At 57.2% G+C, this 16408-nt stretch carries 13 protein-coding genes and 1 pseudogene; 7 read left to right on the top strand and 7 right to left on the bottom strand.

What is annotated here, in order from left to right:
* Position 1: 1 nt before the first annotated feature.
* Together HMPREF1628_RS06710 and HMPREF1628_RS06705 are read right to left on the bottom strand one after the other, a co-directional pair.
* Entirely contained in the window at positions 2-2371 is a 2370-nt protein-coding gene (locus tag HMPREF1628_RS06710) for a heavy metal translocating P-type ATPase (RefSeq protein ID WP_034509789.1), read from the bottom strand.
* Positions 2368-2598, bottom strand: a complete 231-nt coding sequence (locus HMPREF1628_RS06705; RefSeq protein ID WP_034509787.1) for a heavy-metal-associated domain-containing protein — start codon at positions 2596-2598, stop codon at positions 2368-2370. The genes HMPREF1628_RS06710 and HMPREF1628_RS06705 overlap by 4 nt, the downstream gene beginning before the upstream one ends.
* A 154-nt stretch (positions 2599-2752) precedes the next feature.
* Between HMPREF1628_RS06705 and HMPREF1628_RS06700 the strand changes: the two genes are divergently transcribed.
* Together HMPREF1628_RS06700 and HMPREF1628_RS06695 are read left to right on the top strand one after the other, a co-directional pair.
* Entirely contained in the window at positions 2753-4312 is a 1560-nt protein-coding gene (locus HMPREF1628_RS06700) for an alpha/beta fold hydrolase (protein WP_052038960.1), read from the top strand.
* Positions 4305-4865: a hypothetical protein gene (locus HMPREF1628_RS06695; RefSeq protein WP_034509785.1), complete on the top strand. Its 561-nt coding sequence runs from the start codon at positions 4305-4307 to the stop codon at positions 4863-4865. Before HMPREF1628_RS06700 ends, HMPREF1628_RS06695 begins: the two co-directional genes overlap by 8 nt.
* 97 nt (positions 4866-4962) lie before the next feature.
* Here HMPREF1628_RS06695 and purB read toward each other — a convergent pair whose 3' ends face one another.
* Complete coding sequence (gene purB, locus HMPREF1628_RS06690; RefSeq protein WP_034509948.1) at positions 4963-6384, bottom strand: adenylosuccinate lyase; 1422 nt, start codon at positions 6382-6384, stop codon at positions 4963-4965.
* A gap of 167 nt (positions 6385-6551) precedes the next feature.
* Here purB and HMPREF1628_RS06685 point away from each other — a divergent pair, with 167 nt between their 5' ends.
* Positions 6552-6794, top strand: a complete 243-nt coding sequence (locus tag HMPREF1628_RS06685; protein WP_034499716.1) for a hypothetical protein — start codon at positions 6552-6554, stop codon at positions 6792-6794.
* Positions 6791-8362, top strand: coding sequence for a hypothetical protein (locus HMPREF1628_RS06680; protein WP_156956925.1), 1572 nt, complete (start codon positions 6791-6793; stop codon positions 8360-8362). Before HMPREF1628_RS06685 ends, HMPREF1628_RS06680 begins: the two co-directional genes overlap by 4 nt.
* Positions 8363-8384: 22 nt before the next feature.
* Here HMPREF1628_RS06680 and HMPREF1628_RS06675 read toward each other — a convergent pair whose 3' ends face one another.
* The 3 genes from HMPREF1628_RS06675 to HMPREF1628_RS06665 form a co-directional block, all read right to left on the bottom strand.
* Entirely contained in the window at positions 8385-8774 is a 390-nt protein-coding gene (locus tag HMPREF1628_RS06675) for a phage holin family protein (protein ID WP_034500340.1), read from the bottom strand.
* 56 nt (positions 8775-8830) lie between these two features.
* On the bottom strand, positions 8831-9637 hold the full coding sequence (locus tag HMPREF1628_RS06670) for a YwiC-like family protein (RefSeq protein WP_034509944.1): 807 nt from the start codon (positions 9635-9637) through the stop codon (positions 8831-8833).
* Between the two features lie 179 nt (positions 9638-9816).
* The gene (locus HMPREF1628_RS06665) at positions 9817-11181 is read right to left on the bottom strand and encodes a DUF5692 family protein (protein ID WP_034509781.1); all 1365 of its coding nucleotides are present in this window, start codon (positions 11179-11181) and stop codon (positions 9817-9819) included.
* A 320-nt stretch (positions 11182-11501) separates the two neighbouring features.
* Between HMPREF1628_RS06665 and HMPREF1628_RS06660 the strand changes: the two genes are divergently transcribed.
* Both HMPREF1628_RS06660 and HMPREF1628_RS06655 read left to right on the top strand, forming a co-directional pair.
* Positions 11502-12467 (top strand): hypothetical protein, encoded by a 966-nt coding sequence (locus HMPREF1628_RS06660; RefSeq protein ID WP_232219412.1) that lies wholly within the window; start codon positions 11502-11504, stop codon positions 12465-12467.
* A 2-nt stretch (positions 12468-12469) separates the two neighbouring features.
* Positions 12470-13480, top strand: coding sequence for a DUF5692 family protein (locus HMPREF1628_RS06655; protein WP_034509778.1), 1011 nt, complete (start codon positions 12470-12472; stop codon positions 13478-13480).
* A 98-nt stretch (positions 13481-13578) separates the two neighbouring features.
* On the opposite strand, the gene mgtE is transcribed toward HMPREF1628_RS06655, so the two are convergent.
* A complete protein-coding gene (gene mgtE / locus HMPREF1628_RS06650) occupies positions 13579-14928 on the bottom strand; it encodes a magnesium transporter (protein ID WP_034509775.1) in 1350 nt (449 codons plus the stop codon).
* Positions 14929-15137: 209 nt separating this feature from the next.
* Between mgtE and HMPREF1628_RS08885 the strand changes: the two are divergent.
* Positions 15138-15812 (top strand): annotated as a pseudogene (locus HMPREF1628_RS08885) (transposase).
* The last annotated feature ends 596 nt before the right edge of the window (positions 15813-16408 follow it).

The following is a 16408-nucleotide window of genomic DNA, read 5'->3' as shown; positions in this document are numbered from 1 at the left end:
CCTATTTTTCCGCGCTGCGCAGTCTTAGTGAGTTGCTTACGACGATGACGGAAGAGGCAGCCATGGCGGCTCCTGCGATCATGGGGTTGAGGAGTCCGGCGATGGCTAGGGGAATGGCCGCAACATTGTAGGCAAACGCCCAAAACAGGTTCTGTTTGATTATGCGCAGGGTCTTGCGAGAGATTTTGATAGCCGTTGCCGCCGAGCGCAGGTCGGAGCCGGTAAGTGTGATGTCAGCTGCCTCGATTGCTACTTCGGTACCCGAACCCATGGCCATGCCCAGGCCTTGAACACCAGCTTGGGCAAGAGCGGCAGCATCGTTCACGCCGTCGCCAACCATTGCGACGTTGCGTCCTTGAGCTTGTAGACGGGCTACGATGTCGCGCTTTTCATCTGGCAAAACGTTCGCGTAAACCCGGTCGATGCCTACTTCTTTGGCAACCTGGTTGGCAGCATTTTCGTTGTCGCCGGTAAGTAGTGCAGGTTCAATGTTCAGCTCCCGCAGCTGCGAGATAGCCTCGGCGGAGGTTTCTTTGACTTCGTCCGCAACAGCAATAACAGCGGCTGCAAATCCTCCACTAACCCGGGCTTTTTGCCAGCCCGTAGTGGTCACCGATGTGTGTGTCGCCCCGCCTTCGCGTATTTGGGTCCGGCCCGTCAAAGAGGCTGTGTATCCGGCTTTTTCAATGGTTTCAATCAGTTGCTCATTGGTAATCGCCGCGTCGTCAAGAACAACGTGAGCTGCTTCGGTGGCCAGGTTTACCTGCGCACTAACTCCTGGAATTTTGCCGAGTTTGCGTTCCACTCGGTTCACGCATGACGCGCAGGTCATCCCTCCAACACTAAGGTCCACGGTCCATTTGCCGGCCGCAGAATCGTTATCTTCCACCGCTACTACTTGGTGTTCCTCCCCCAAAATCACATTGGCTAGGTCGGTGGTTGCAACTACCGAGACCGTGGCGCCGCCGCGCCGAGCATCTGAAATAGCTTCCTGGACTTTTTCCAAGGAGAAGCCAACGTCTTGGATCCACGCGGGGTTTCCCACAAACACGCGCTGGTTACCAACTGTTGCGGAGACGCCAGAGCCGGCATGGTTTACGAATCTTTCGGCTTTGACGTCGGCCTCGAATGCGTTTGTGATTGCGGTGGCAACGGGATGGGATGAACCGGCTTCCAAGCTCGCAGCCATGCGCAGAGCCTCGTCTGGCCCAAAGTGGGATGCTACGTGCATTTGCGCTTTGGTTACAGTTCCCGTCTTGTCCAAAACCATGGTGTCGATTTCGCGCGTGGATTCGAGAATTTCGGGGCCTTTAATGACGATTCCGAGCTGAGCGGCCCGGCCGGATCCAACTAGCAGTGCGGTTGGGGTTGCCAAGCCAAGGGCGCAAGGGCATGCGATAACGAGTACAGCTACCGCTGCGGTAAATGCGGGTTGCACGCCGGGGCCGAAAACCAGCCACCCGATTAGGGTCAGGATGGAGATGGCAATAACGACGGGTACAAATACTGCACTGACGCGGTCGGCGAGGCGTTGTACGGGGGCTTTGCCAGCTTGCGCTGCGGTAACCATCTGGCCGATGCGAGCCAGTGTGGTTTCGGCTCCAACGCGCGTAGCGGTAATGGTCAGCTGGCCGTCGGTGTTGATCGTGGCACCGGTTACCGGGTCTCCTGGACCAACATGGACGGGAATGGACTCGCCGGTAAGCAAAGAAGTGTCGAGGGCGGCGTGGCCTGTGTCGATAGTGCCGTCAACGGGAATCTTCTCGCCGGGTTTAACCACAATCTTGTCGCCAACTTGGAGGGCGTCAACGGGTACAACCTCTATTCCTCCCTCTGGCTTAACGCGGTTGGCGGATTTAGCGCCAAGTTCCAAGAGGGAGCGCAGGGCATCTCCTGCACGGTAGCGCGAGCGGGCTTCCGCGTAGCGTCCGGCCAGCAGGAAGGTGACCACCATCGTGGCGGCCTCAAAATAGATTTCTGCGTGGTCAGTGGAGGCGTGGCGGGGCATGAAACTCATGTTCATGGTCATACCAATATGTCCGGCTCCGCCAAAGAACAGGGCCCAAATAGACCATAGCGTAGAGGCAATCACGCCCATGGAGACTAGCGTGTCCATGGTGGAAGAGCCGTGTCTTGCCGCTCTGAATGCTGCAACGTGGAAAGGCCACGCCGCCCACACCACGACGGGTGCGGACATTGCGGCCACCGCCCACTGCCAGCCAGGGAATTGGAGTGCGGCAACCATAGAAAGGGCCATCACAGGAGTCGCAAAAACTGCGGCTACAATCAACCTCTTCTTTAGGTCCTGGGCGCGCTCGCGGGTTGCTTCACCAATTTGTGGAGCTCGGGCTGGCAGCGGGCTTGAGGTCATCGGTTGATGCCTGCGAGTTCGAATCCGGCCTCGGCAATAGCGTCGCGCAGCTCATCGTCGCTGACAGTGCCGGTGGTGCTTACGTGCACCTTGGATGCTACGTCGGCGCTACCGGAAAGGTCTACGTTTACAGATTCGACGGCTCCGATTTCAGATAGCTCTTCGGTTACGGACATGACGCAGTGTCCACAGGTCATGCCTTTGACGTCAAGATCAATGTTCGCCATTTGCTTCTCCTAGATGTAATTTTGCGCGAATATTCGCACAAAACGCGTATTCCGCATTCAAGAATAGTCCGCAAAATTTGCAGTGTCGACAGGTAGAGTGGGGCGCTAAAGTGGTGTTGGTAAGCAGGTGTTTTCGTCCCGGAAGGATGGTGTTATGGCCAGCAGGTCGCGGCTTTCTCGACTTCTCGCGCGCCGTGAAGCACTGTTTTCTGGGCGTTTTTGGCAGCGTTCGCCGATAGCGGAAGACGCGGATGTGACGCCGCGCAGGCACCGGCAGACGCCCAGGTATTACGGGGCGCGCAGGGTTCCCGAGACGATGTGGCTGGGTGATGCTCTAGACGTGTTGGGGCCACTGGTTGCACAGGTGGGGGCGCATTTTGCACTCTCAATGATTGCCGAGGCCGCCCCGCTACCTCCTGCGGCAAAGGCCGTAATGAGGGAGTTCTCTGCTCGCCAGGGCGAGGAGTTGTTGGAGGACGCGCAGCGTCGGTTCTTTGATAATCCGGGTTTGGACACGCTGGTGGTGCAGGCTTTTGCGCGGGCGTGGCGCGTGCCTGTAAAGGCTGGCAGGGGCTACCTGCGCGCGAAGATCGCGCTTGGTTTGGATAGGGACGGCAGGGCGGCAAGAATGCTCCCGCTAGTACCAAAGCGCGATTTTGAAGCGCTGATGGTTAGCTATCTGACCATTGGCACGGCCGTGGGCTGGTTCCGTGGCGGAACGGTAACAGCGAATTTGTGGTACCGAGATGGCGAGTTCTTGGATCTGCCCACGGGCACCCCTAACGTGCGTCCGCGCAGGTTGGAGGCGCCGCGAACGCTCACGGACATGGCGGCCGATATTGACGACATGTATTGGATTGAGGGCACGGGCCAGCCGGTGAAGATCACAAGTGTGGGCGAGGGCCAGCTTCGCAGGTGGTTGATTTCGCTTCCTGGAACGGATCACATGGATCCCGCGTCTACGCTGAATCCCGCGGATTCGGAGACGAATACGCGCGAGGTTTTGGGCCTCACGTCGGCAATGCAGTCGGGTGTGGTGGCGGCGCTTCGCCACGCGATGGCACTGGAGAGCGTGAGTGAGCGTGACATGGTGCGCGAGCCGGTGGTGATAATGGGCCACTCGCAAGGTGGCATGGTGGCGCTTTCTTTGGCGGATAGGCATCCGCGGAAGGTGAACGTGCGCGCAGTGGTCACTTTGGGAACGCCGGGCCGCAGGCTTCGTGTGTCTCGTGATGTTGCGGCTTTGACGTTGGAGCATGATCAGGACGTCGTTCCCTCGCTTGATGGTCGCCCGCGTCGCCGGGTGGACGATCGCGTGGTTGTGGGCCGGCATTTGATTCGCCCCCGCACGGGCGCCCTCTTTTATGCGCATGCGTCGTCGACCTATACGGAAACAGTTCATTTGATGGAGCGCCGCGCAAGAGTGTCACCGCAATCGCGGATTGGCCGAATGGTGGCGCGCATTGAGCCATTTTTGCCACGCGAGGACGAGGCCTGCCGTGTGTATGTGTATGAGGTGGTTCAAGAGCTACTGAGCGGTTCGGCTCCTGATTTAGAGGAGGCGATCGAGGTGTTTGCGGCAATGCCGGAGGGTGTTTATCCTCCCTCGCTGGTTGGTAGTGAGGTTAGTGACCGCCGGGTTACCGCTTTGGTGCGGCCGGCGCTGGCACAATGGAAGGAGCGCAGAATGGGTAAAGGGAGGCGCAATGACTGATCCACGGCCGCTGCCTGGCATTGATAGGTGGCGCAGGGTTGTGCGCAGCATGGGTGAGAGCTTGCCGGTGAACAAGTTTGAGGCGGGTGCGCGTCGCTCGCGCAGAATGCCAACTATTAGTAATCCGGTGCTGATTGGCAGCCTGGGGGTGGCGGCTGTAGGTGCGGGGGCAGCGGTGAAGTATTTGAAGCCGATGGCCGCGTCGAGGCAGGATCAGCAGCTGTTGAAGTCGTTGCACGCCAAGTTGGAGCGCGTGCCGGGACTGGCAGATATTGGTGTTGAGACAAAGCAGTCGTTTGGCAAACCGTTGCTTGTACGCACGTCTGTTGAGCTCTTGCAAATGCCGGTTTCGCCCGCGGATTTGCTGGAGCGCGTGGCTCGCTACGTATGGGATGGGGCGCCCAAGAGTCCGGTTGCGCTACAGGTGACGCTGTCGAGTCCGGGCGAGCAGTGGACTTTAAAAGACTTGGATTTCCCAGATGAGGTTGCGCGCCCCTACGAGCTGTATGAGAGGTTTGGAGCCCCTGCCTCAGATCCAACGTGGAAGCCGTGAGTATTTCTAAGAAGCCGTTAACTGAGCCCAGCCCGACGTGGTCAGAATTGTTAAGAGGAGCGGACCCTTGCGGTGTCCGCGCCTTCTCGTTCAAGCGCTAGTCCACGTAGTTGATGACGTCTGCGGCGAGCCCAACGTAGGTTGCTGGAGTGAGCGCAAGCAGGCGTTCCTCGACGTCGCTGGGCATGTTCAGGCCCTTGATGAACTCACGCATTTGGTTGCCGGTTACCCGGTTGCCGCGAGTGAGTTCCTTAAGGCGCTCGTACGGATCTTCCATGCCGCTGGCTCCCGCGATGGACGCCGCGCGCATGGCCTGCTGGACGGCTTCGCCCAGCACCTCCCAGTTACCGTCAAGGTCGGCGGCCATCTTTTCAACATTAATGTCAATGCCGGCAAGGCCTCGTTGGAGGTTGTCGAGGGCAAGTAGCGAGTGCCCGATGGCAACGCCGATGTTGCGCTGCGTGGTGGAGTCGGTGAGGTCGCGCTGCATCCGCGAGGTCACCAGGGTGGCACCGAGGGTGTCAAGGAGGGCGCTGGAAATCTCTAGGTTCGCTTCGGCGTTTTCAAAGCGAATGGGGTTCACCTTGTGCGGCATCGTGGAGGATCCGGTGGATCCTTGTGCCGCGAGGTTTTGGTGGAAGTAGTCCAGCGAAATGTAGGTCCACGCATCGGTTGCGAAGTTGTGCGCGATGCGGTTGTAGCGCGCAATGTCGGCGTACAGTTCGGCCTGCCAGTCGTGGCTTTCAATCTGCGTGGTGACGGGGTTCCAGGTGAGTCCCAGGTGCTCTACGAATCCGCGCGAGATCTCAAACCAGTTGGCGTTTGGTACGGCAATGATGTGAGCGCCAAAGGTGCCGGTAGCGCCGTTGATTTTGCCCAGGTATTCGGTGTTTTCTACGCGTTTGATCTGCCTGCCCAGGCGGTAGGCGAATACGGCGAGTTCTTTCCCGATTGTCGAGGGGGTGGCCGGCTGTCCGTGCGTGCGTGAAAGCATAGGCACGTCCGCATTCTCGCGGGCACGGGTGAGTAGATCATCTTTGAGGGCGCGGGCGGCGGGTAGCCAAACGTTTTGGATGCCGGCTTGAATGACGAGGGCGTAGGCCAGGTTGTTGATGTCTTCGGAGGTGCAGAAGATGTGCACTACCTCGTGCAGGCTCGGCAGGCTGGTTTCGCCAAGTTCGGAAGGGGCGGCTTCGAGTCGGTTCTTGATGTAGTACTCGACGGCTTTGACGTCGTGGCGCGTGACGGCCTCGGTTTTAGCAAGTTCCGCGATGGTGCCTGAGTTGAAATCGCGGGTGAGTGCGCGCAGATAGTCGCGCTCGGGGTCGGTGAGGTTGGGCGCCCCAGGTAGGACGTTGTTGTCCAGCAGGTAGATGAGCCATTCCACCTCTACGTATACGCGCGCGCGGTTTAGGCCGGCTTCGGAGAAGTAGTTGGTAAGTGGCGCCACCGCGCCGCGGTAGCGTCCATCTAGTGCGCCAAGTGCGATTGGGGGCTGCATTTGAGCCATGTCTTGCATTGTTTCGTTTGTGTACGCCATGTCTTCATCGTGGCATAAAGCGGGCAGGTTTTGGACGCCGGTCCGGCTTTTGGCTACTCGTCCACAACACTTGCGTGTGCGAGCTTGTCCACGACCTCAAATATTGATTGTGCTACGGGCTCGAGAAGGCTCTTAGGTTTGGCGCTATGGATGCAATTTTGGAGGCCGAGGCCGGCCTACAGGCTTTAGATTTAGCGATCTCGTACGCGGCGGGCGTGCGCATGGACTGGGACGGCGAGGCGGCGAGAGCAGCAAATGCGCAACTGAGCGCTCAAATAGGGCAACTGGTGGAGTTGCGCCACCGCCTGTTTGACGCGCGAGAGGCCGTCGTTGCGGCTCGGGTGAACTACTACGCGCAGATGAGCGCCGCGTGTTTGGGGGCACTGTGAGCAGTGCAGTGTTTATCGACTCGGGGCCGGTGCGCGTGAATGCGGAAAGTGTGCGGGATGGGGCGCGCTTAGTGGGGCTTGCGACCGGGGCACTAGATTCAGCTCGGGCCCGGGTGGCGGCAAGCGCAGGAGCCCTCCAGTTTGAACCGTTGTTTTCCGGCGGGTTCAGCGGCGCGCTTGATATGGGAGGAGCAGGCTACCTGCACGCAAGCACGCAGCTGTCGGACGTGGTCGGACTGCTGGAGGTAGCGCGGGAAAACATGAGCTGTTTAGCGGCGAGTTTAAGTCTTGGAGCCGACGTGTATGAGGGGGCGGAGGCAGCTACAACCCTGACATTTGCACAGATGCTCGGCCTGCAGCCAACCAACCTGGGTATAGCTGAGCGCGCACAGGCAGGTATGGGCCTTTTAGGCGAGCACCTAAGTCCCCTCATTTCGAAGGCTGATTGGTATGCGCGTGCCCTGACCGCAGCCGCGTGGGGCTTTTCTGACGTCACGAACTATCGGGTAAGTGCGGCCACGTCGTTCGCTGCGCTCGTGGCGCAGCGCGGGCGGTTGCAGCGAGGTACGGACACTCCACTGGAGCGTTCAGCGGCAATACTCACGCAGGTTTACCCCACGCTTGAGAAGCTAACGGGAACATACAAAGGTAACCTGGTCATGCATCGATCTGAATCAGCTACTCCGGCCCTCGTGTGGAGCCGCGAATCGTACAAATACGGCCTCGAGGGGTTTAACTTGCGCCGGGGCGCAAAGCTTTCTTCCAACGCCCAGCAGGTGCTATACCCGCCGTTAACTGCAACGATCCTGCCGGTGAGGGCGCTCGGTGGCGGCACTTCAGGCCCGCCCTCTAGGGTGGCTACCCCGCGCAAGGCCAGCGATTTGGTGGAACGTGTGCGAGAAATGCGCATGAATCCAACTGCTGAAGGCGCAAAGGGTGATGACTCTACGCACGGCGAGTTTGAGATTTTGCGTCACAACAATGGGGAGGACAGGCCATCTTGGTCGGTAATCGTGCGGGGCACGCAGCAGTGGGTGCCGGGCACGCCTAACCCGAAGGATCTGCAGGCGAATCTGCAGCTCTTGGCTGCGGTTCCGGCGGATGAACAGTCGGCGATAATGGCGGCGCTGGAATTGGAGGGTGCGCAGCCCGGCGATGTGGTGGAGCTTGCCGGTCATTCGCAGGGTGGCATGGTGGCAGGCGCGATGGCAGCAAACCCGGTGTTCAATACTCGCTTCCAGGTGGCCAGTGTGGTGGCAGCTGGATCTCCCATTTCAACGATGCCGATTCCAAACTCAACGCTCGTGCTTTCATATGAGAATGCCGATGATTTTGTGGCGTCTTTAGATGGGGCGAGGCAGCAAACCTCACCTTCGAAAATCGCGGTCTATTCGCCCGGGAGGGCGAAAGATGCACATTCGTTAACCCAGTATGCGCTAGATGCGAGAAGCGCGGAGGGGCAGGGGAACGCGGATTTGCAGGCGTGGAATGAGAAGCGTGAGCGTGCCCTTGGGCTCACCGCAAATAGTGAAACTACCGGCCAGCGTTACACGTTTACAAGGCGGTGACGCTGGCCGGATTAGAGCAAGATTATTTCTTTGAACCCACTGTGGCGCCCAAAATAGCGCCGGCGATGGACGAGAAAATTGCTGTAACTACCGCGCCAAAGAGGGCCGCCCAGAATCCGGTGACCTCCATGCCGTAGCCAATCTGAGTGGTTACCCAGCCGGTCAGCATGAAGATGAGGGCGTTAACCACCAGGGAGAACAGGCCGAAGGTGAGGATGTAGATCGGGAATGTGAGCACCTTCAGCAAGGGACGCACAACCTGGTTCAGTGCGGTGAAGACCAGCGCAATGACGGCCAGAATCAAAATGGCCTGCAAGGCTCTCTCAGAAGAAGGTAGCGTAATGCCAGGAATTATGAGGCTGGCAAACCAAATGCCAACCATGTTTGCAATCAGTAAAAGTAAAAAGCTCATGCTTCCAGTCTAGGCACGTAGCGCCACAGCCGCGCCTTGACAGTAGATGCTTGGGTTTAGGTCCACGGTAAAGTGGCGAACACCAGCAGCGAAAGAGCTGTCTCCAAGACACCCACCACGGCCGGCCTCCACGGTTTGTTGCGAGTTTTGGCAAGCCAGGGCATTAGCGCCGCGCGCACGCACACCACCACCCATGCCAGGCCGTGCCAAAGCGAAATCCAGCCCGATAGTGCAAGCGCGAGTGCCATCGAGGTTGCCACTACGTGTCCGATTATCGATCCCCACAGCCAACTGGCACGTCCTCGCTCTCGAATTAGGGTCTTCACATACGGCACCGTCAAACCAAAATAGGTGCCAAGCAGGCCCGCCATTAGCCACGCCTGCGTGTCCAAGTGAGTGAACCACGGCCGCAGCAATGGCACATTGACGGCCACGGGGAGCACCAGGGCCGCGGCTGCGATCGTAGAAAAACGGGAAGCAAGCTCGCGTTCCTTTCGGTTGCGCACACTGAAAAACCAGTAGCCAACCAGAGGGGCAAATAGGATGCTCCACCAAAGTAAGTGAGGCGAGGTTGCAAGCAGAGCGGTAGTGAATGCTGCGGTTACCACCCCGTAAGTGATTACTGCCGCGCGATAGCGAGGGCGGAAGCGGGACTTAATGTACTTCTCGCTGACGCTAAACAGCAGGAACCCGCTGATCCAAGCGAGCGCAAGAAAAATGTGCGAGGGCGTTTTGGGCGTAGCAATTATGAGGCCGCCGGCAAGTGGCATAAGCGCCATGGGCCAGGATCCGTGCTGGTCTGGAATCCATCCATTTTGGAGGAGGGAAGACCTCTTTCTTCTTGCTGAGTTAACGCTACCCATGCCCCAATTAAACGCGAGCAGAGCGGCAAGCAAACGGGGCGCGTGCCCTTCGGCAACTACTAATGCGCGTGATATGGGCTATTGCGAGTGGCGTTATGAGATTCAGACAGGGCGTCACAAAAGCGGGACGCACGTCTTGCGCGTCCCGCTTAGGTGATGAAACTATCTAGCTGAATCGGTTACGGTTCAACTTGTTTATCGCTTGGCTTCACGTCCCACCGGGGGTCGGACTGAACGCCCTTTTCAACCAGCTTCGGATCGGCAGAAAGCGGTGTGCGTAGCTTAGGCCAACGCTTGTCTACCTTCTTCCACCACGGCATGTAGCTTACGTAACCGTCAACCGGGGGCGTGTCAGATTCGGGTTCAAATCCGAGCTCGCGCGGGGTTTCAGGGATCATGTCGGTGAGGAAGTACTTGTCCTTGTCGTCGCAGTGTTCCTTAACGAGGTTCCGGAAAGCACCCATCTCAAAGAACAGCGCGTTGGTAATCGGGTTGCGACGGTGCTTGACCACCTTGTAGAGCCAGTAGATGAATACGCCAATGTTGAACGCGAGCGCTAGGCCGGAGCTGAAAATGTTCGCATTCGGATCCATGGTTGCGAAGTTGTGCATCGCTCCTGGTGGCGTTGATAAGTAGGGGAACCAGTTGTAGAAGCTGATCCAGAACACCAGGGTGAAGCATCGGAACCAGATCCATTGCCCCTTAGCCCATGTGAATGCCGGGATGGTGCAGGCCAGTAGTAGCGCGAGCGTGCAGTACCACGTGTAGTCCGCCAGGGAGTTGTACAAGAAGGCGTGGTTCCATAGGTCGTAGGCGATGATCCAGGGCCATACCTGGTCAACCCAGAGCAGGCCTTGAACCTTCTGCTTACCCCTGGACGAGACGATGATCTTGCCCAGGCCGGTTACGGTGATGCAGTTGAGCAGGCCGGCAGCCGCGCTCATCAGGTTCCAGTATCCACCGATGGTGCGGAAGCCGGTTGCGGGGTCGATGCCTACGTGGCCGGCTGCGAAGTTAGCGGCAAGAGCCTGGTACCAGGCGTCCGAGTGGAGGGGTTCGGTAACTCCGCGCGCCTCGGGTAGTCCAGCTAGCATGTCTGCCGCGTGGGTGTCGTTAATGCCCTTCAAGCACTGCCAGTCCGCTGCGCATTGGTAGTACGTGTCTGCTTGGAAGTAGATCACGACGTCACGGATGTTTGCTTCCATAATGTTGAAAACAAGACCGATCCACAGCGCTACACCAAACCAAATGGCGTACCTGCGTGCTAGTTCGGGGTTTCGTTTACCTATGACCAGGAGTGTTCCTGTCATAGTTGCGGTGAGGACCATGAGGACGTATTTGCCAAAGGGGAACCAGCCAAAAACTGGTTCACCGACGATTGCAGCGTAGGGCATCATAAGGACGCCGCCTACTGTCCACAGCGCAAAAATTGTCCAGTTCCATCGCCTGTTGATTTCGGCAATGGCGATTTGCGCGACAAAAACTACTATCCAGATGACCCAGACGCGAAGAGGTCCGACCTCCCATAGGAATAGGGAATCCATCTTTCTGACTTTCTTAATAACTGTGTTGGGATGATGTGGATCACATAAGTAAAATCCACTCAAAGTTTATCGCTGCGCCAGTTCTAAATTTTGAACTCAAAATTTGTTCAGCAAATCCGCATAAAGCTGAACGAAATTGCAGGTGATGTTGAGGTTTTGTAACGTAGCTCAATGCTAATTTGTAATACGACCCATCAAATCTTTGGCACAAATTTTGTCGAAGTTTACACAGTAAATAGCAGGTGATTAATTTGGCCTCTTCAAAGACGAAGAAGTTATTAAAAGCTGCCGGCGTTGCCGGCGCCGCAACATTGGGAGGAATGGTTTACTTCTCCCAGTTCAGCGGTAAGGCAACAAAAGCGGAACAAGAGTGGGTGTATCCCGCTGATGACATTATCGATGCGAACTACACCAACGGGCGCTCGTCGACTTATGCGATCGACATTGATGCGCCGGCCTACGCCGTGTACCGCATTTTCAAGCAGATTGGCGCACAGAAGGCAGGCTCGTACTCTTCGGAGTTCCTAGAAAGAGCGTTTGCGCGGCTACCGTTCTTCAACCAGTACGAGATTCAGGAAGAGTTCCAAAACGCAGACGCTATTGCTCCAGGCGATATTGCAGCGTTTGACTACCACGGCATGTCAATGGAGTGGGCAGACGTGGTTCCGGGCAAGTACCTGGTGCAGTGGGTTGACACTAAGAATCCGCCGGCTGCTCCCGGCTCGTACGCGTTCCGCTACCCAGGCATGAAACATTACGCTGCGGCCTGGTGCTTCTATGTGGTTCCGCTGGAGGGCGAGCGCACCCGCCTCATCAACCACTGGCGCATTGGTTTTGAGGACGACAACCTGTGGAACAACGCGATCAACTGGATCAACATCGAGCTGATCGGCGGTGTGATGGCGCACATGCAGAACATTTACGTGAAGCGCGTTGCTGAGTTCCGCAAGAAGGAACAGTGGCACTCGAAGTTCATGCGCGGCGTTTTGGGTGGCGAGTTCTTCAAGTCGGGTACCCCCGTAAGCCGTTGGTCTGGCACCCCGCTGTTTGAGGACACGCAAACCCAGTGGTTCCGTTACGGCAGGCAGGCCCCCGCGGTTGCGGAGATCAGGCCCCCGGTTACCGACAATCCGGATTGGCCGCCAACGGGCCCGGATTCGCCGTGGGCGGACCGTGTTGATAAGGAATACTTCGACGGCTGGTCCGAGCCGGAGTTCAGCTGGGACGAGCAGATTCGCCAGAAGATGGAGAAGACGTACCTTCCCGGATGGGGAAAGGATAATTAACCGTGTTACCTTTGCAGGCCAATCTCTTCTTTTTTGAAGTAGGTGAGTGGTGGGATTACGCGATGCTGGCCGTTGTGATCACCGCTTTGGCGTTCCTGGCTTGGATAGCGGTGCGTAGCAAGTGGGCGGCAATTGCTTTGTTCATTGTCATCCCCGTACTGCTAACCATTTTCTGGTGGCCCTACTCAACGCAGGGAACTCAGAGTGCAGGCTGGTTCGCGATTGTTAAGCAATACTCCGCTCTCCTCGGTTCACTGTCTCTTGTGGCGCTGCAGTACTTCCCGAAGTTGCGGCGTAACAACTACTATTTGTTGATTCCGCCGTTCATTCTGGCGGTCAACATTCTTGAGGCCGTGATTCGCGACTTCCAGTGTTATGGCATTCATGGTGCAGATCCGGTTAGCGGTATCTGGACGATGGGTGGCCCGTGGAACATCATGAATGCCATCGCAGGCATTTTGAACATGATCATGATTGCGGGCTGGGTTGGGATCTACGTTTCGAAGAAGGACAAGCACATTATTTGGGCTGACCTGACGATTTGGTGGATCATCGGCTACGACCTGTGGAACTTTGCATACGTGTACAACTGCCTGTCTGATCGCGCGTGGTATTCGGGCGTTGCTCTGCTTGCGGCATGTACCATTTCGGCGTTCATGAAGATGGGGCGAGGTGCTTGGATCCAGTACCGGGCTTACACCCTCACGTTCTGGTCCGCATTTGTGCTCACGTTCCCACGGTTTACCTATGAGACTCAGTTCGCGCACGAGCACAGCCAAAACCCGACGGCAATGTTCACCATCGCCTTCTTGGCGCTCGTGTTCAACGCGGGCTTGTTTGTCTACCACATCTGGTGGATCGTAAAGACGAAGCGTAATCCGCTAAAGGTTGAGCTTTACCCGGATGCCTTTGGCAACCCGAAGCTCATTAGCGAGACGGCTACCGATGAGGTCAAGCAGCGTATTGCAAACCGCATTGGCAAGACGGTTCAAGAGGCTGGTTTTAGCCGGTAGAGGTTGAAAAGAGCTGATATTGGTTGGAGGGCGCGGCGGCGCCCTCCAACTTTTTGTTACGAGGCTGTGGTCTGCCCTTCGCCTCAATAAAGAGGTTGTTAGATACCGAGTACCGCCTTGGCGACGAGGAAGTAGATGACCAGACCGGTGGCATCCACCAGCGTTGTAATGAATGGGTTTGCAAACACGGCCGGGTCCACGCCGATCTTGCGGGCGATGAGGGGCATGGTGCCGCCCACGGTTGCAGCTAGAGTGCAGATTGCCAAGAGGGTTAGGCCAATCACCATGCCGATCTGGGTGCTGTAGAAGACCGACGCGGCTAGGAATCCGATCGCTCCGAGCATGAAGCCGAGGAGTAGGCCGATGCGGATCTCACGGCCCATCACTTTTAATACGTCGCGCGGGCGCACATCACCGAGTGCCAGTGCGCGTGTAACGGTTGTTGCCGCCTGGTTGCCCGTGTTTCCGCCCGTTCCGATTAGGAGGGGAACGAAAACGGAGAGGACAACCATTTGCGTGATCGTGTCTTCGAAAACTTCGAGAACCTGAACGGTTAGTGTTGCACCGATTGCGAGGACGAGTAGCCAAACTATTCGCGAACGCACGATCGATAGGATTGGGGCTGCAAGGTAGGGGTGGCGCAAAGGTTCGGTACCTGCGATGCGCGCGTGGTCTTCGGAGTCTTCTTCTTCAAGAATTGCGAGCGCGTCGTCAACGGTGAAAATACCGACCAGCCGGGATTCGGCGTCAACAACTGCGAGGGCGAGGTGGCGTTGATCTGCGCACCTGCGCGCTGCGAGTTCCGCGGAGTCGGTAGCGCTCACGTATTCGGGGCGAGACATGATGGCACCCACTAGGGTGTCGTCGGTTGCGCGCATGAGGTCACGGAGCGAAACAATGCCCACGAGTTTTCGCTGGTCGCTGACAACGGGCAGGGTGTAAATGGTTTCTGCGTTGTCGAGTTCTCGGCGCGCGGTCGCGATGGCTTCACTAACGGTGAAGTTTGGGTGGAGCCGCACAAACTCGGGGCTCATGCGCCGCCCGATGGAGTCTTCTGGGTATCCGAGGACGATGCCGGTGAGTTCAAGCTCTTCAGGTGAAAGGCCGGCCATTAGGTTGCTGGCCACAACCGCTGGAACTTCGTCTAGTAGTTCGGCACGGTCATCTGGGTCCATCTGTTCAAAAAGCGCTGCAACTTCAGTGTCGCGCAGGCTTCCGATGAGGTCTGCCTGCATTGATGGCGGCAAGAGGTCGAACACTCGGATAGCAGTGTCTTTGTGTAGCATTCGGTAGATGACCGCGCGCTCCTTCTCACCAAAGCGCCCCATCAGTTCAAGAACTGTGCCGGCGGATAGGTCGGCAATAAGTTCAGATAGCTCCGGCAAATTTTCCGAGCCTAGTGCTCTAGAAATTTTTGTTTCGAGGTCATAGGTGAGCCGCGCAGACATGGTTACCTCATCTCGTCGGAGTTTTGCGGGAAACAAAAAAGCTAGGAGGTTCAAACTCCTAGCCTCGTGTGTCGGGGTGGCGGGATTTGAACCCACGACCTCTTCGTCCCGAATGATTTCGCTAGTTTCCGAACCGCTTGATTCCAAGTGTTCAGGACGGCTTGAGCTTATCAAAGTTAATCAGATGCGCGAAGTCAGGTGACACAGAAGTGTCTGGGGAGCGAAAGAATCATGGTGATGCTGAGCGTGTCGCCGATATCAGTCGCTGGTTGATGGAGAGCCCGGAAACCGTCAAGCTGTTCCAGGAGCTGGGTGGATCAACGGCCGATGCTAACGAGTTGGTGCGTGGTTTGTTGCAGGCCGCGATTAATAGTGGGCTCAACGCGCAAATGGATGCACACCTGGACTATGTCAATGGCGACCGAGCTGTTAAGGAAGCTGCCGGCCAAGCCAACGGCCGTAACGGCTCCTATCCCAAAACCGTGGACTCGGCATACGGGCCAGTTGATATCGGTGTCCCTCGAGATCTGGCAGGCGCCCATATGCTGCGTATGGTCTATACCTGCGTGGTGCATCTGATTCGTGCCGCTAATAGGCGGGTAGCCTAGGGCGATCGGAAAGAGGTCTCGAAGTATCTACGAGGTATCTATACCGCTGTCAACGAGGATGAAGCTAGAAGTGTACTCGATGAGTTTGGGGCCAGCGAGCTGCGCAAAGCAACACGAAACTGCGTTTAGTTCCCGTCAGATTCAGCGGCAGTGAAGAGGCTGTGGTTGATGATGTGTAACATCGAGGACTGTCGTGCTGCCCGCCGCGCTGTAGAAGGTGCCAGGGCTTCTGCTTGAGTCAAGCGACTTGTCGAAGATGGCAAGACCAGCAACTAGAAGCAGGCAATCAATCAGCTATCCGTGGTCTACCCCGACGGGTTCGCCGCATACTTGTAAATCAGTCCCCCTACACAAACGGACTGACACCCTCCCCTACGGGTCATCTTGATATTCAGAATGTCTAGCCGCGCTCGCCATTGCCAATGGGTGCAGGCTTTGTAGCAGGGGGGGCGCGGATTCCGCCAGTGTACATGGTGGGAGCACCCTGTGCTTTCACGATTGGGTCCGCGTTCGTGAAGCAACGTTCTGCGGGAGCGCGTTAAATGAGGTCGGCTCGGTCTTTTCGCTCAGACCCAGCCACGCGTTTACGAATGGCTTTAGCGAGCTGTTCACGAACTTGGGAGACAAACATAATTTCAGTATTTCAATCAGGTCGGGGCTTCACGACTTTTGGGAAAATCGTGAAGCCCCGTGACGAGAAGTTAGATCTCTAACCTTGCTGGTGGGACCTGGTTGTACTTCTAGGTTGGCTGTTCTGACTCTGCTGCAGTATTAGCAGTTGTCGGTGGTTGGACTAGCGCGTTTAGTTTGGCGAGTTCTTCGGGGTGGGAGTTGTAGTATTTGCGGTGGTTGTCATAGGCATTCCAGGCTAC

This window comes from Actinomyces sp. S4-C9 (assembly GCF_000758775.1).
GTDB lineage: Bacteria > Actinomycetota > Actinomycetes > Actinomycetales > Actinomycetaceae > Gleimia > Gleimia europaea.
This window is presented reverse-complemented; position numbering and strand designations above follow the sequence as displayed.

Bases quoted from the DNA above. Each gene is read 5' to 3' on its own strand.
- HMPREF1628_RS06685 (WP_034499716.1), top strand. From the start codon at position 6,552: ATGGATGCAATTTTGGAGGCCGAGGCCGGCCTACAGGCTTTAGATTTA.
- HMPREF1628_RS06700 (WP_052038960.1), top strand. From the start codon at position 2,753: ATGGCCAGCAGGTCGCGGCTTTCTCGACTTCTCGCGCGCCGTGAAGCA.
- HMPREF1628_RS06675 (WP_034500340.1), bottom strand. From the start codon at position 8,774: ATGAGCTTTTTACTTTTACTGATTGCAAACATGGTTGGCATTTGGTTT.
- HMPREF1628_RS06665 (WP_034509781.1), bottom strand. From the start codon at position 11,181: ATGGATTCCCTATTCCTATGGGAGGTCGGACCTCTTCGCGTCTGGGTC.
- HMPREF1628_RS06660 (WP_232219412.1), top strand. From the start codon at position 11,502: ATGGTTTACTTCTCCCAGTTCAGCGGTAAGGCAACAAAAGCGGAACAA.
- HMPREF1628_RS06705 (WP_034509787.1), bottom strand. From the start codon at position 2,598: ATGGCGAACATTGATCTTGACGTCAAAGGCATGACCTGTGGACACTGC.
- HMPREF1628_RS06670 (WP_034509944.1), bottom strand. From the start codon at position 9,637: ATGGGTAGCGTTAACTCAGCAAGAAGAAAGAGGTCTTCCCTCCTCCAA.
- HMPREF1628_RS06695 (WP_034509785.1), top strand. From the start codon at position 4,305: ATGACTGATCCACGGCCGCTGCCTGGCATTGATAGGTGGCGCAGGGTT.
- HMPREF1628_RS06710 (WP_034509789.1), bottom strand. From the start codon at position 2,371: ATGACCTCAAGCCCGCTGCCAGCCCGAGCTCCACAAATTGGTGAAGCA.
- mgtE (WP_034509775.1), bottom strand. From the start codon at position 14,928: ATGTCTGCGCGGCTCACCTATGACCTCGAAACAAAAATTTCTAGAGCA.
- purB (WP_034509948.1), bottom strand. From the start codon at position 6,384: ATGCAAGACATGGCTCAAATGCAGCCCCCAATCGCACTTGGCGCACTA.